The sequence below is a fragment of the Pseudomonas sp. 13B_3.2_Bac1 genome (assembly GCF_025466205.1).
Lineage (GTDB): Bacteria > Pseudomonadota > Gammaproteobacteria > Pseudomonadales > Pseudomonadaceae > Aquipseudomonas > Aquipseudomonas fluorescens_H.
On the sequence record NZ_JANLOG010000152.1, the window covers coordinates 65,330 to 78,715 of the forward strand.

General features: G+C 61.5%; 14 protein-coding genes and 1 riboswitch. Of the genes, 10 read left to right on the forward strand and 4 right to left on the reverse strand.

Annotated features, from left to right (window positions below; translation table 11 throughout):
* Positions 1 to 176 precede the first annotated feature (176 nt).
* Positions 177 to 890: a DUF72 domain-containing protein gene (locus NTD85_RS26055; protein WP_262143576.1), complete on the forward strand. Its 714-nt coding sequence runs from the start codon at positions 177 to 179 to the stop codon at positions 888 to 890.
* A gap of 1 nt (position 891) precedes the next feature.
* Here NTD85_RS26055 and mntP read toward each other — a convergent pair whose 3' ends face one another.
* From mntP to NTD85_RS26070, 3 genes are all read right to left on the reverse strand, one after another.
* Complete coding sequence (mntP, locus tag NTD85_RS26060; protein ID WP_045122500.1) at positions 892 to 1,455, reverse strand: manganese efflux pump MntP; 564 nt, start codon at positions 1,453 to 1,455, stop codon at positions 892 to 894.
* Between the two features lie 6 nt (positions 1,456 to 1,461).
* A riboswitch (yybP-ykoY riboswitch) is annotated at positions 1,462 to 1,634 on the reverse strand.
* Positions 1,635 to 1,845: 211 nt separating this feature from the next.
* Positions 1,846 to 3,222 (reverse strand): ATP-binding protein, encoded by a 1,377-nt coding sequence (locus NTD85_RS26065; RefSeq protein WP_262143577.1) that lies wholly within the window; start codon positions 3,220 to 3,222, stop codon positions 1,846 to 1,848.
* The gene (locus NTD85_RS26070; protein ID WP_003225808.1) at positions 3,219 to 3,881 is read right to left on the reverse strand and encodes a response regulator; all 663 of its coding nucleotides are present in this window, start codon (positions 3,879 to 3,881) and stop codon (positions 3,219 to 3,221) included. Before NTD85_RS26070 ends, NTD85_RS26065 begins: the two co-directional genes overlap by 4 nt.
* Positions 3,882 to 4,051: 170 nt before the next feature.
* On the opposite strand from NTD85_RS26070, the gene NTD85_RS26075 reads away from it, so the two are divergent.
* The 5 genes from NTD85_RS26075 to NTD85_RS26095 are packed head-to-tail and all read left to right on the forward strand — an operon-like array spanning position 4,052 to position 8,871.
* Entirely contained in the window at positions 4,052 to 4,318 is a 267-nt protein-coding gene (locus NTD85_RS26075) for a PepSY domain-containing protein (RefSeq protein WP_007960465.1), read from the forward strand.
* On the forward strand, positions 4,318 to 4,863 hold the full coding sequence (locus tag NTD85_RS26080; RefSeq protein WP_103522493.1) for a cytochrome b/b6 domain-containing protein: 546 nt from the start codon (positions 4,318 to 4,320) through the stop codon (positions 4,861 to 4,863). Before NTD85_RS26075 ends, NTD85_RS26080 begins: the two co-directional genes overlap by 1 nt.
* Before the next feature lie 51 nt (positions 4,864 to 4,914).
* Positions 4,915 to 6,210: a sialidase family protein gene (locus NTD85_RS26085; RefSeq protein ID WP_262143578.1), complete on the forward strand. Its 1,296-nt coding sequence runs from the start codon at positions 4,915 to 4,917 to the stop codon at positions 6,208 to 6,210.
* A complete protein-coding gene (locus NTD85_RS26090) occupies positions 6,210 to 6,821 on the forward strand; it encodes a hypothetical protein (RefSeq protein ID WP_262143579.1) in 612 nt (203 codons plus the stop codon). Before NTD85_RS26085 ends, NTD85_RS26090 begins: the two co-directional genes overlap by 1 nt.
* A 22-nt stretch (positions 6,822 to 6,843) precedes the next feature.
* Positions 6,844 to 8,871, forward strand: coding sequence for an LTA synthase family protein (locus NTD85_RS26095; protein ID WP_262143580.1), 2,028 nt, complete (start codon positions 6,844 to 6,846; stop codon positions 8,869 to 8,871).
* Positions 8,872 to 8,900: 29 nt separating this feature from the next.
* Here NTD85_RS26095 and NTD85_RS26100 read toward each other — a convergent pair whose 3' ends face one another.
* Positions 8,901 to 9,719 carry an alpha/beta fold hydrolase gene (locus tag NTD85_RS26100; protein ID WP_262143581.1) on the reverse strand — a complete coding sequence of 273 codons (819 nt, stop codon included), beginning with the start codon at positions 9,717 to 9,719 and terminating at the stop codon, positions 8,901 to 8,903.
* 189 nt (positions 9,720 to 9,908) lie between these two features.
* Here NTD85_RS26100 and NTD85_RS26105 point away from each other — a divergent pair, with 189 nt between their 5' ends.
* From NTD85_RS26105 to NTD85_RS26120, 4 genes are all read left to right on the forward strand, one after another.
* Complete coding sequence (locus NTD85_RS26105; RefSeq protein ID WP_262143582.1) at positions 9,909 to 10,358, forward strand: winged helix-turn-helix transcriptional regulator; 450 nt, start codon at positions 9,909 to 9,911, stop codon at positions 10,356 to 10,358.
* Positions 10,359 to 10,462: 104 nt separating this feature from the next.
* Positions 10,463 to 11,011 (forward strand): hypothetical protein, encoded by a 549-nt coding sequence (locus tag NTD85_RS26110; RefSeq protein ID WP_262143583.1) that lies wholly within the window; start codon positions 10,463 to 10,465, stop codon positions 11,009 to 11,011.
* Between the two features lie 48 nt (positions 11,012 to 11,059).
* On the forward strand, positions 11,060 to 11,470 hold the full coding sequence (locus tag NTD85_RS26115) for a hypothetical protein (RefSeq protein WP_262143584.1): 411 nt from the start codon (positions 11,060 to 11,062) through the stop codon (positions 11,468 to 11,470).
* Positions 11,471 to 11,669: 199 nt separating this feature from the next.
* Positions 11,670 to 13,376, forward strand: coding sequence for a ShlB/FhaC/HecB family hemolysin secretion/activation protein (locus NTD85_RS26120; RefSeq protein WP_103522425.1), 1,707 nt, complete (start codon positions 11,670 to 11,672; stop codon positions 13,374 to 13,376).
* The last annotated feature ends 10 nt before the right edge of the window (positions 13,377 to 13,386 follow it).

A 13,386-nucleotide genomic window follows, 5' to 3' on the forward strand; every position in this document is an offset into this window, starting at 1 on the left:
CGCCGAAATTGTGGGAGCGGGCTTGCTCGCGAAGGGGGTGTGTCAGGCGCAGCGATTGTGGATGTGTCGACGCCTTCGCTGGCAAGCCAGCTCCCACAGGTATTTCGTCGTATCCCAAGTTTGTGAACGAAGACCGTGGAGATTTTCATGCGTGAAGCGGCGAAGGTGTTTTTTTGATGTTCATCGGTTGCGCAGGCTGGAGTCTGGGGCGTGAGTATTGGCCGCAGTTTCCGGCCGAGGGCACGCATCTGCAGCGGTATGCGGCACGGTTCGACTGCGTGGAAATCAACAGTTCGTTCTATCGCCCGCATCGGCGCGAGACGTATGCACGCTGGGCGGAATCGGTGCCGCCGGGCTTTCGCTTTTCAGTGAAGGTGCCGAAGCAGATTACTCATGAATTGCGTCTGCAAAACTGTGAGCGAGCGCTGGATGAGTTTCTCGGGCAGTGCGAGGGCTTGGCCGATCGGCTGGGGTGTTTGCTGGTGCAACTGCCGCCGTCGCTGGCCTTTGAGCCGGCACGTGCAGAAGCGTTTTTCGTGGCGTTGCGCAAGCGATTCGCGGGTGATGTGGTGTTGGAGCCACGGCATGAATCGTGGGTGACGGCGGCGCCGATGCTGCACGCTTATCGTATCGCCCAGGTCGTGGTCGATCCATCGCGGATCAGTACCGACGGCTCGGCGCAGGGCTGGGCGGGTGTGCGCTATTGGCGACTGCATGGCGCGCCACGGATTTATCACAGTGCTTATGAGCTGCCTTATCTGCAACAGCTTGCGCAGAGCATGCGGCTCTGCGCTGCTGAAGGCGCCAGCGTCTGGTGCATTTTCGACAACACCGCCAGTGGCGCCGCGTTGGGCAACGCGATGACACTGTCGGCGCTGATCCGGGCCTGAATCAGGCTGACAAGTGCTCGTACAGAATGGTCGCGCCGACGATCATCAACACCACACCACCGACGATTTCCGCACGCTTGCCGACCACCGCTCCGAGTACCCGGCCAAGCATCACGCCGATGGTCACCATGGTCATGGTTGCCACGCCGATGGCCGCTGCCGCCACCCAGATATTCACGTCGACAAACGCCAGACCGACGCCGACTGCGAGGGCGTCAATGCTGGTGGCGAATGCGGTGACTGCCAGAATCAGGAACGAATGCTGGCCGGGTTTTTCCTCTTCCTCGTCTTCGTGTTTCAGGCCGTTGTAGATCATGTGCAGACCGAGGATCAGCAGCAGGGTGAAGGCGATCCAGTGGTCCCATTCGGCGACCCAACGGGTGGCGGCCTGACCGATCAGCCAGCCGATGATCGGGGTGATGGCTTCGATCACGCCGAAGATCAGGCCGGTGCGCAGCGCTTCGGTCAGACGTGGTTTGTGCAGGCTGGAGCCTTTGCCGATGGCCGCGGCGAACGCGTCCGTGGACATGGCCAGAGCGAGGAATATGAGGGAAACAGGATTCACGGGGGCACACTTCCAGTCGGGCTATGAGTCAACGACACAACCACACGCCCGACTTTAGGCATGGATGTGTCGTCGGTCTCACCAACCAAAAGGTGTTCGTACCACGGCATGTTGCCGAGAATGTTGATACGAACGCTTCCGAGGAACTCGGAAACAGGCTACTCCCCAACGAGGCTGCGGATCTTATTGGGGCAAACATGAAAATTTTGTCAAAAGCATCGAGGCGATCGATAAACACCAGACTCTGTGGCGAGGGAGCTTGCTCCCGCTGGGCTGCGCAGCAGGCCTTCTGCTGTTCGGCAAAGAAAGGGCCGCTGCGCGCCTCAGCGGGACGGTGCGACGATTCGACAAGCTCCCTCGCCACAATGCTCGTGCAGGGTCCGGGCGATGTTATTGACTCGAGAGCTCATTGATCCGCAACTGCGCACACAACCCGCCCTGCGGCCGGTTGTACAGCTGCAACGTGCTGCCGATCTTGCTGACGATCATCTGCACGATCGCCAGCCCCAGTCCCGCGCCGTTACCGTGGCCGTGGCTGTAGAAACGCTCGAACAGCCGCGCGTATTCCTGCTCGTTGATACCGGGGCCGGCGTCCTCGACGCTGATGTACACCGCGCCGCCCGCCTGCGGTTGCACCTGGACCCGCACCTCGCTGCCCGGCGGGGCGAAGTTCAGGGCGTTGGTCACCAGGTTCTGCAAGGCGATGGCGAGGGCCACCGGGTCGGTGTCGACCGGGCAGTGGTGGTCGCTGTCGAGGATCAGTTCGACGTCTTTTTCCAGGGCCAGCGGTGCCAGTTCGGCGAGCTCTTCGCGCACCAGTTCGGTCAGTTCCACGGTGCGGGTTTCGGGATTGGCCAGGTGCGGTTCGATGCGCGCCATGGTCAACAATTGACTGGCGATACGCGTCGCCCGATCCACCGCGCTGACCAGATACTCCAGCGCTTCTTCGCGTTGTTGCGGGGTCGCCGCCAGTTGCGCGTTTTGCGCGTGGATCCGCAGAATCGCCAGCGGTGTGCGCAGCTCATGGGCGGCGTCGGCAATGAAGCGCCGCTCCCGGGCCAGCAGATTGTCGATCTGTTGCAGCAGACGATTGAGCGCGGTCTGCATCGGCTCCAGATCGTGGGGCAGGGGGCTGAGGTGCAGCGGTTTCAGGGTTTCGGTGTCACGTCCGCGAATGCTCTGCGCCATCGCGCGCAGCGGTTGCAGGCCCCAGCCGATGGTCAGCCAGATCAGCGCGGCCAGCAGCGGGACGCCGATCAGACTCGGCCACACCGTGTGGCCGACGATGCGCTCGATCAGGTCCTGACGGATGTCGTCACGCTCGCCGACCCAGATCAGCAGCCCTTGTTGCGAATCCTTGAGCAGAAACGCGCACCAGTCGCGACCGTTTTCCATCAGGTCATGCGAGCCGAGAGTGGTCGGCGGTGCGGCAAGCTCCGGCGCTTCAGCCGAGCGCACCAGCAATTGGCCGTCGCTGCGCCAGACCTGAAAGGTCAGACGGGTTTCGTATGGGTGCGCAGCCTCACCGTCGCCGACCCGGCTCATCGCTTCATCGAAGGCCTGATAGAGCCGGCTCCAGTCGTTGTCGCCCGGCGCGCGCTGGGCCAGCACGCCTTGCAGCAGGCGCGCACTTTGCGCCAGTTGGGCATCGTAGACCTCTTCGATTTCATGGTGACTGTCGCGCAGCACCAGCCAACTGATCAGCAGATCGCCGATCAATACCAGAATCAGCACCGGCACCAGAATCCGCGCACGTATGGAAATCATGGCTTGAGCTCCACCACGTAACCGACCCCGCGCACCGTTCGGATCAACTCGCTTGAGAGTTTTTTGCGCAGGTTGTGGATCAGCACTTCAAGGGTGTTGCTCTCGACCCGGTCCTGCCAGCCATACAGCGCCCGGGACAGACGTTCGCGGGTGACGACCTTGCCGGGGCGGGCCATCAGTTGATGCAGCAGTTGATATTCCATCGGCGTCACCACCACGTCGGTGCCGTGCCAGGTGACCTGCTGCGTGACCGGATCAAGGCACACGCCGGCATGCTCGAGCACCGGTTGCGCACGGCCCTGACTGCGGCGCAGCAACGCGCGGATGCGCGCTTTCAATTCATCGACGTCGAACGGTTTGATCAGGTAGTCGTCGGCGCCGGCATCCAGCCCGGCGATGCGTTCGGCGGTGCCGTCGCGGGCGGTGAGGATCAGCACCGGCAAATCCTGTTGCTCGCCGCGCAAGCGCTGCAGCAGCGTCAGGCCGTCGAGCCGTGGCAGACCGAGGTCGAGCAGCAGCAAGTCGAAGCTCTCACTGCGCAGGGCGTGCAGGGCGCTGACCCCGTCCTGCAACCAGTCGAGGGTGTAGCCTTCGCTGCCGAGGGCAACACGAATGCCTTGACCGAGGGCGCGATCATCTTCGACCAGCAACAGGCGCATAACGGATTCTCTTGAGGAAACACGGCGGTTGACCGGCGGCATCATGCCGCTGTGCAGGCGGCTGTGGCAGCTGACCCGACGGGAAAGATGTAACGACTCGTTGCCAACTAAGCTTCGACTAAGGTTGCTTTTGCACAGTGAGGCCTTCCTCATCGAGCGAGAGTGTTTCCATGCGCAAACTTCTGCTGTTGTCCCTCATCGTTGCCAGCCCGCTGGCTGTCGCCGGCCCGCAATGCACCACCGCCGAACGCTCGCAATGGCAAGACCAGAAAGCCTTTCAGGAACAACTCAAGGCCCAAGGCTACGAGATCAGCAAGTTCAAGGTTACCGACGGCAACTGCTACGAGATCTACGGCTTCGACAAGGACAAGCGCAAGGTCGAGATCTACCACGACCCGGTCAGCGGCAAAGCGGTGAAAACCGAGATCAAGGGCTGATGCCGAGCGCGTCCCTGCGCCTGTGGGACCCCGTGGTGCGGCTGTTTCATCTGTCCATCGCGGGCGTCTTCGTCGCCAATTATTTCTTCAATGAAGCCGGTGATGACTGGCATGTGTGGCTCGGCTATTACGCCATGGGCTGGCTGCTGGTGCGGCTGGTGTGGGGATTCGTCGGGCCGCGCAGTGCGCGTTGGGCGGATTTCTGGCCGACACCGACGCGGCTGTTCGCCCATGCGCGCTCGTTGATTGCCGGACGGCCCGAGCATCGTCTTGGGCATTCGCCGATGGGTGCGCTGGTGATGATTTTGATGCTGCTGGCAATGTTCACCGCTGGCGTGAGTGGTTGGGCCATGGAAGAGGTCGATGCCTTGTGGGGCGCCGACTGGCCGTTGCAGGTGCACGAAACCGCTACCGACATCCTGCTGGTGCTGGTCTGCCTGCACATCGCCGCCGCGCTGTTCGAAAGTTTTCTGCTGCGCGACAACTTGCCGTTGTCGATGCTCACGGGACGCCGGCGCCGCTTGCCGGACGATCTACCGCGCTGACAAGGATGTTTTGCCGATTGCCCTCCATCCTGTTTTTGCCGTGAGTCCACTATGCGTGCGCTTCCCGATCGCTTGAAACTTATCCTCGGCGGACTGGCCGTGAGCCTGATTTTCTGGGGCGCCTGGCGCAGCCATCCGGCCCATGTGCTGGCGCCGTTTGCCGTGGCGACGCCGCCGGTCGATGCCTCGCTGCAGGCACCGGAGCCGCTGTACAGCAGTCGCTTCGTCTCCTCGCAATTGAATGATTTCGTGCACTCCTCGTCGGTGACCGCACTGCCGGGCGGCGACCTGATGGCGGTGTGGTTTGCCGGCTCCCGCGAGGGCGCTGCCGACGTGCAGATCCGCACCGCACGCTATGACGCCAACAGCGCGGAGTGGGGGGCCGAGCAGGTGCTGGCCACCCGCGAATCGACCCGCGACGGCACCCAGCGCTACATCCGCAAACTGGGCAACCCGGTGATTGCCCTCGCGCCGGATCAGCGGTTGTGGATGTTCTATGTCTCGGTGTCCGTGGGCGGCTGGGCCACCAGTGCGATCAACGTGATGGTCTCGGATGATGTCGGGCGCAACTGGTCGGCGCCGCGACAGCTGATCACTTCACCGTTTTTCAACATCAGTACGCTGGTGCGCGCCGCGCCGGTGTTCCATGCCGACGGCTCGATCGGTTTGCCGGTGTATCACGAGTTCATGGGCAAATTCGCCGAGTACCTGTACCTGAGCGCAGACGGCGCGGTGATCGATAAATTCCGCATCAGCCGTGGCAAACATTCGTTGCAACCGACCATTGTGCCGCTGGATGGCCGGCGTGCCGTGGCCATGCTGCGTTATGCCGGCGACACTCATCATCGAGTGCTGGCCAGCCGCACCGAGGACGCCGGGCAGACGTGGAGCGAGCCGTATCCGCTGGAACCGGCCAACCCCAATTCATCACTCGCGGCAGTCGGCACCGACGACAACGGGCTGCTGGTGGCGCTGAATGATCTGCAGGACGGGCGCTTCAAGCTCAGCCTCTATGGCACTGATGCCAGCCTGAACCACTGGCGCAACGTGATCGAGCTCGATCAGTCGCCCGACCCGCTCGGCCAGCCGTTCGCCCCCGAAGCCTATAAGGCAATCATCGGCGAAGGTTTTCGTGCTTCAAGTGGTGCCCGGCGCTTGCCGCTGGAGCAGCGCTTTCTGAGCAATCTGGACTACCGGGTGTGCAAGCCGCAGGGCTGTGATTTCGAGTACGAGTATCCGTACTTCAGTCGCGGCAGCGATGGCCTCTATCACCTGGTGTATTCGTGGAATAACACCTTCATCAAACATGTCAGCTTCAACGAAGCGTGGCTGGAGGAGCGCCTGTGATGCTGATTCTCTGGCAAGCCCATTTGACGTTCATCCTGCTCGGTTTTGTCCTGCTGGGTTCGTTGCAATGCACACAACGCTGGCGTCCGTGGCTGTTGCCGCTGCTGGCGGTGGTCAGCTTCGTGCCGGTCAACGAGCTGCCCTTGGCGGCGTATGTGCGCAGTGTCACCGACGATCTGGCGATCACCACGCTGGTGCTGCTCGGCTGGGCCAGTCTGGTCCGACTGGGCGTGGTCGAGCGGCAGACATTGTCGGCACGGGTGCAGGTGCTGGTGCTGTTTACCGTGCTGGCCGCGCTGCTGTACCCGGCGACGATGGGCCTGACCTATTTCGATCCGTACCGCTGGGGCTTCAACCCACGGCCGATGATCGTCTGTATCGGCCTGCTGGCACTGGCGCTGTTGTGGCTGCGCAACACGCTGGCAGTGTCGATGCTCGCGCTGGGCACGCTGGCGTTCGCCTTGCGTCTCAAGGCTTCGGAAAACTATTGGGATTACCTGATCGATCCGCTGCTGCTGGGTTACTGCCTGATCGCCGCTGCAACGCTGTGCATCCGTGAGGTCTGGCGTCTACTACGAGCCGCACCGGCCGGCGCGACATCTTCTATTTGAACCAACGACACTGAGGTCAATGATGGGCTGGTTGCAATCGCGACGCCTGCGCTACGGCGCGGGTGCGGCAGGTTTGGCGTTCTTGTTGTTTGCCGTGCTCCGGCTGGCGTTCGTGCTGGGGTTTTCCGGGATCGCGCCCAGCGAGTTCGTCGAAAACCCGGCACTGCGCGAAACCTTGGGCATCGGCTTGCGCTTCGACTTGCGCCTCGCCGTGTTGCTGATCCTGCCACTGGCGCTGCTGGCCTGGCTACCGCGCTGGAAACTCACGCGGTTGCCGTGGTTGCGCTGGGTCGCACGGGTTTACTGGCTGCTGGCGCTCGGTGCGATTGGCCTGTTGTACATCATCGATTTCGGTCATTACGCCTATCTCGGCGTGCGGATCAACGCCACGGTGCTGCGTTATCTGGAAGACGCGCAGATCTCGCAGCAGATGGTCTGGGAAACCTATCCGGTGCTGTGGATCGCCCTCGGCTGGTTGGCGGTGCTGGGCGTCTGGTTCTACGGATTTTTGAAGCTGGAACGGCTGACACTGGCCCGTGAAGCCAAGGTTATCCGGCGTCCGTCGCTGGCATTCGGCACCGGGCTGGGCGTGGTCGTGGTGCTGCTGGCGCTGCTGGGTCGTGTCGACAATCTCAACCTGGAAAACCCGGTGCCGCTGCGCTGGAGCGATGCGTTCTTTTCCGGTAACGCGCAGATCGCCGCGGTCGGTCTGAACCCGGTGCTGTTCCTGTACGACACGCTGAAAACCGGGCAGGCGCAATTCGATGAGGCGCAGGTGCGCGAGCACTATCCGCTGATTGCCCGCTATCTGGGCGTGGATCGACCGGATCCGCAATCGCTCAACTTCGAGCGTCAGCAAGGCCTGCAGCCGTATCGGCTGCAGGGCACGCCGAACGTGATGTTTGTCATGCTCGAATCGCTGGGCACCAGCGCCGTCGGCGCCTACGGCAATCCGTTGAACCCGACGCCGAACCTCGATCAACTGGCGAGCCGCAGCTGGTTCTTCAAACACTTCTATGTGCCGGTCACCGGTACCGCAAAAACCGTGTGGGCGAGCATCACCGGCGTTCCCAACGTGACGCGCCGCGAGACCGCAACGCGCCATCCGCTGATCACCCGTCAGCACACGCTGATCAACGCGTTCACCGATTACCAGAAGCTCTACATGATTGGCGGCAACGCCGGCTGGGCCAATATCAATGCGCTGATCCAGCAGAGCATCGACGGCGTGCGCCTGTATCAGGAAAGTGACTGGCGTTCGCCGCTGGTGGACGTGTGGGGCATCTCTGATCTGGATCTGTTCAAGGAGAGCGACCGCATCCTGCGCGACTTGCCGAAGGACCGACCGTTCTTCGCCTACGTGCAAACCTCGGGCAACCATCGGCCGTTCACCATCCCCAAGGACAACGATGGTTTCGAGGTCAGCAACCTGTCACTGGAGCAGGTGCAGGCCGCCGGTTCGCGCAGCGTCGAGCAGTACAACGCGGTGCGCCTGCTGGATTTCAATATTGGCAAGTTGATCGAGCTGGCCAAGGCTGGCGGCTATTACGACAACACGATTTTTGTGTTCTTCGGCGACCACAACACGCGCATCAGCCAGATCCCGCACATGCCGCCGGCGTTCGAGCAACTGGGCTTGGAAAGCAATCATGTGCCGATGTTGATTCACGCCCCGGGGCTGCTGGCGCCGAAGGTGATCGAGGAAGCCGTGGGGCTGGTGGATCTGCTGCCGACGGTGGCGGGGATGGCCGGCGTGCCGTTCAGCAACGGCGCGATGGGTCGCGATGTCCAGCAACCGGCGCCGGAAGGTGAGCGCGTGGTGCCGCTGGTGCTGCGCGAGGGGACGTTCCCGTTGATTGGCGGCGTGACCAAGGATTTCCTCCTGCAGATGCAACATGACGGCAGCTCGCCGACCCTGCATGACCTGGCGTCGAAGACTCCGCTGGATAACGTCGCCAGGCAAAACCCCGAGGAATTCCAGCGCCTGGTGGAGCTGACTCGGGGACTGCACGAAAGCGCGCGGCTGATGTTGTATCGCAACGTGCGCTGACCGGGACTGTTCCCGGTCAGCGTGGGGCTTTATTGGTTCAGGAAAGCCAACAGGTCTTCATTCAGCGCCTCGGCGTGCGTCACGGCAAAACCGTGGGGGGCGCCGGCATAGACTTTCAGTTCGGCGCCTTTGATCAGGGCGGCAGCTTGCTTGCCGGTGGTTTCGAACGGCACGATCTGATCGCCGTCGCCGTGGATGACCAAGGTCGGCACGTCGATCTTCGCCATGTCCGGACGGAAGTCGGTTTGCGAGAATGCGGTGACGCAATCCACGGTGCCTTTCAGCGAGGCGAGCAAGGCGACGTTCAGGGTTTGCGTGAGCACGCCGTCGGAGACTTTCTGGCCCTGATTGGTGCCGTAGAACGGCGCGGCGAAATCCGCGATGAACTGCGCGCGATCCTTGAGCAGGCCAGCCTTGATCCTGTCGAACACCGAGTGGTCGACGCCTTGCGGATAGTCGGCCTTCTTGCCGAACAGCGGCGTCACCGCCCCGAGCAATACCAGCCCGGCAACGCGCTCGCTGCCGTGGCGGGCGATGTAGCGGCTGACGTCGCCGCCACCCATGGAGAAGCCCACCAGCGTGACCTCGCGCAGGTCGAGGTGCTTGATCAGTTGCGCGATATCATCGGCAAAGGTGTCGTAGTCGTAGCCGGTCCACGGTTGATCGGAGCGCCCGAAACCACGGCGGTCGAAGGCAATCGTGCGGTAGCCGCGACTGCTCAGGTACTCCATCTGGTATTCCCACATGTCGGCATCCAGCGGCCAGCCATGGCTGAACAACACGGGTTTGCCGCTGCCCCAGTCCTTGAAATAGATCTGTGTGCCGTCATCGGTAGTGAATGTGCTCATGGAAACTCCTTGCTGTGGGCAATCGTTCAGGAAGGCCGGATGCCGCAATGGCCGCCGATCACTATCGGCGCAAATCGCTGCCGTCACTTGTACGCAAGTGCTGAATTGCCGGGCAGGGCAGTGTGGTTCTTTTCCAGCGTCACAGTTGTAAGATGCAACCACACGCCGGTTTTGATGGAGAAACACCCTGTGAAGCGCAAAAGCCTGCACGGCAACGCCTGCCCGGTCGCCCGTACGCTGGACCTGATCGGCGACTGGTGGTCGCTGCTGATCATCCGCGATGCGCTGGAGGGCATCCGCCGCTTCAGTGATTTTCAGAAGAATCTGGACATCGCCAAGAACATGCTCAGCGCCCGGCTCAAGGCCCTGGTGGAGCAGGGGATTCTGCAAACGGTGCCGGCCGCCGATGGCAGTGCTTATAAGGAATACGTGCTGACCGAACGCGGCAAGGCCCTGCAGACGGTGATCGTCGCGCTGTCGCAGTGGGGCGGGGAGCACCTGTATGCGCCGGGTGAGTCGGGTTCGGTGATGGTTGATGCAAAAGATCGCCAGCCGATTCGCAAGCTGCAATTGATGTCGGCTGATGGCCGCTTGCTTGCACCGCACGAGGTGGCGACGAGGACAGGCGTTGAACGCTGACAGGCAGTTGCAACATAGGTTTGACGTCAAAATGATGGCCATCTAATATCGCGGCGTTGTTTTGATGTCATTTCCCGTCCTGCTTGCTCAATAGAGATTCCTGCGTGAATAAACGTGTGCTTGTGACGTTGACCCTGCTGCTCGCGCTGCCAGGCTGCCATTCCAATGTGCGTGACTCTTCCCCCAGCCTGCTGAAAGACGGCATTCAGTTGCATCAAGACCAGGTGGTGGTGGACGCCCAGCACGCCAAAGTCATCATGAAATCATCGGGTGGCACCTATCCGGTGGAGTTTTCCATTCGCCGCGCCGATGATCCCGACCGCCGCATGGAAGTGCTCGGCACCGTTGTGGATTCAGGTCGTGGCAAGGTGTTCGGCTGGATCGCCAAACTCAACGAAGTGGCCAACAGCGCCACGGTCAAACGCTTTCCGCAACTGGAAGCACAGGCCGATGCCGGCAAGCCGTTTGAGGTCTCGGGGTATTCGAACAGCCGGGTGAGCGCAGGCATTTATACCTGTGGGCCGCTGAAAAGTGCCTTCACTCCGCAACAGGGCAAGGTGTACCAGGTGGAATTCCAGTTCTCCGGTGATCTCTGCGAGCAGCACGTCTACGACGTTACCCAACCCCAGCAGCGCATTCCTGTAGCAGGTTGATCCTGCATACGCGATGCATGGAATTCAGTTGAAGAAAGGAAATACCAAGTGAAACGCAATCTCTGCCTGGCTCTCATCGTCCTGGCTGCAACACTGGGTGGCTGTGCCGCCAACAAACCGGTCAACGATCCATCCCTGATCGGTTCATGGAAAGGTGTGCGGTCGGAAACCGGCAAATGCCAGTTCCTGTCCTGGAAAAACAACTTCAAGCCTGACGGCACCTTCAACATTACTTTCTTCCGGGATGCCCAGCAGACCCAGCCGATCCAGACCGAACACGGCATCTGGAAGGCGGCCAATGGCAAGAACGAGTTGCGAACCGCCGGCGTGCCCCTGCCCGATATCTATACCTACAAACTGATCGATGCCGACACGGTGCATTACGTCAATGTGGCGAAGGACCCTTCGGGCGATTGCCAGGAAGACTACGAGTTCACCGAGCACCGTATTCGCGGTTGAGTCGGTCTGCGCAAGAAAGGGGTGCATCCAATCTGGCCAATGGATGCGCCCCTTTTTCATGGCTTAACGGCACACGCTTCCTTTGTTAATTCCTTGATACAAAACCGACAAAAGGTTGAAACGATTGTTTGACGCCAAAATGATGGCCATCTAATATCGCGCCACTATTTTGATGTCATTCCGTCTCGAGGGATCGAACATGTACCCACCCGCCCTCGCGGCGAGGTTGTGCGTAGCTTTGCTGTGCCTGTCTCCGCTTCAAATTGCCTTCGCTGCACCCACACCCGGTGAAACCGACCTGATCCGCGATCGCCAGAATCGCTTGCTCGAAGAGCAGCAGCGGCGTCTTGAAGACCTGAAAAATCTGCCCGGCAAAGAGGCAGGTCCGGCGCAACCAGCGGCGCCCACCGACACCCGTTGTTTCCCGATCAAGGACATCGAGCTCAAGGGCGCCGACAGTCTGTCCGACAGCGACAGAACCCGTCTGCTCAAGCCCTACATCGACCAGTGCCTCGGTGTACCGCAACTCAACGAGCTGCTGAAAGTCATCACCGACCATTACATCGAGAAAGGCCTGGTCACCAGCCGCGCCTACCTGCCGCAGCAGGATCTGTCTGGCGGGCATCTGAAAGTGCTGGTGGTCGAAGGCAAGCTTGAAGGCATGAAGGGCGCCGAGAACAGCAAGCTTTCCGAGCGTGAACTGGCGATGGCGTTTCCCGGCAAGTCCGGCGATCTGGTCAACCTGCGCGAGATCGAGCAGATGGTCGATCAGCTCAATCGCCTGCCGTCCAATCAGGCCAAGATGGAACTGGCGCCGGGCAAGAACGTCGGCGGCAGTGAGGTGCTGGTCACCAATACGCCGCAGAAGCCATGGCGTGCCGGACTGTCGCGCAGCAACGACGGCCAGCGCAGCACCGGTGAACAGCAGTGGGGCACCACTTTCGATTGGGACAGCCCGCTGGGCCTGGCCGATCAGTTGAGCCTGCGCGGCGGTCACGATGCAATGACCGACCACCAGCACACCTCCAGCAACGCCATGCTCAATTACAACCTGCCGTGGGGCTGGTGGAACTTCAGCTACACCTACAGCCAGAGTGACTACCGCTCGCAGATCGCCGCCAACGGCTACAACTTCAAGCAGACCGGCGACAGCGAAAACCATCAGTTGCGCGCCGAACGGGTGATCCATCGCGACTCGGTGAGCAAGACCTCGCTCAGCGCCGGCCTGTCCTACCTGCGCACCAACAACTACATCGAAGACAGCAAGCTCAAGCTGAGCAGCAACCGCATCAGCGAAGCGCAGTTCGGCTTCAACCACGGTCGCCGCATCGGCAGCGCCTTCGTCAACTTCGATGCCGGCATGCAGGAAGGCATCGGCGCGTTCGACGCGCAGGGCAGCCACGATCCGGGCCCGGGCGAACCGGACGCACGCTACCGCAAATACACCGCGACCCTGAGCTACCTGCAACCGTTCAAGGTGTGGGGCGAATCCTTCACCTTCAGCAGCCTGATGACCGGCCAGCGCAGCGAAGACGTGCTGTTCAGTTCACAACGCACCAGCCTCGGCGGGCTGTCGTCGATCCGTGGCTACAAGGATCAGTCGCTGTCCGGCGACAGCGGCGGCTACTGGCGCAACGATCTGCGCTGGAGCCGTCCGATCAACGTCGAATGGCTGCGCCCGGTGTTCGCAGAATACGGCACCAGCCTCGGTTACGACCAGGGCGTGATTCGCGGCGACCGCTACAACGGCGATCAGCACGGGCGCATGTCGAGCAACTCGCTGGAACTGTTCGCCCGTGGTGAGCATGTGGCCGCCAGCGTGACTTTTGCTCACTCCCTCGAACGCCCGGATGTGCTGACCGAGCGTGAAGCGCCGATCTATTTCCGCCTCGACTTTTTCATCTAATTCAAATTCT

Coding starts and splice junctions, on each gene's coding strand:
- NTD85_RS26055 (WP_262143576.1), top strand. CDS start 177: ATGTTCATCGGTTGCGCAGGCTGGAGTCTGGGGCGTGAGTATTGGCCG.
- NTD85_RS26065 (WP_262143577.1), bottom strand. CDS start 3,222: ATGATTTCCATACGTGCGCGGATTCTGGTGCCGGTGCTGATTCTGGTA.
- NTD85_RS26070 (WP_003225808.1), bottom strand. CDS start 3,881: ATGCGCCTGTTGCTGGTCGAAGATGATCGCGCCCTCGGTCAAGGCATT.
- NTD85_RS26075 (WP_007960465.1), top strand. CDS start 4,052: ATGCGCAAACTTCTGCTGTTGTCCCTCATCGTTGCCAGCCCGCTGGCT.
- NTD85_RS26080 (WP_103522493.1), top strand. CDS start 4,318: ATGCCGAGCGCGTCCCTGCGCCTGTGGGACCCCGTGGTGCGGCTGTTT.
- NTD85_RS26085 (WP_262143578.1), top strand. CDS start 4,915: ATGCGTGCGCTTCCCGATCGCTTGAAACTTATCCTCGGCGGACTGGCC.
- NTD85_RS26090 (WP_262143579.1), top strand. CDS start 6,210: ATGCTGATTCTCTGGCAAGCCCATTTGACGTTCATCCTGCTCGGTTTT.
- NTD85_RS26095 (WP_262143580.1), top strand. CDS start 6,844: ATGGGCTGGTTGCAATCGCGACGCCTGCGCTACGGCGCGGGTGCGGCA.
- NTD85_RS26100 (WP_262143581.1), bottom strand. CDS start 9,719: ATGAGCACATTCACTACCGATGACGGCACACAGATCTATTTCAAGGAC.
- NTD85_RS26120 (WP_103522425.1), top strand. CDS start 11,670: ATGTACCCACCCGCCCTCGCGGCGAGGTTGTGCGTAGCTTTGCTGTGC.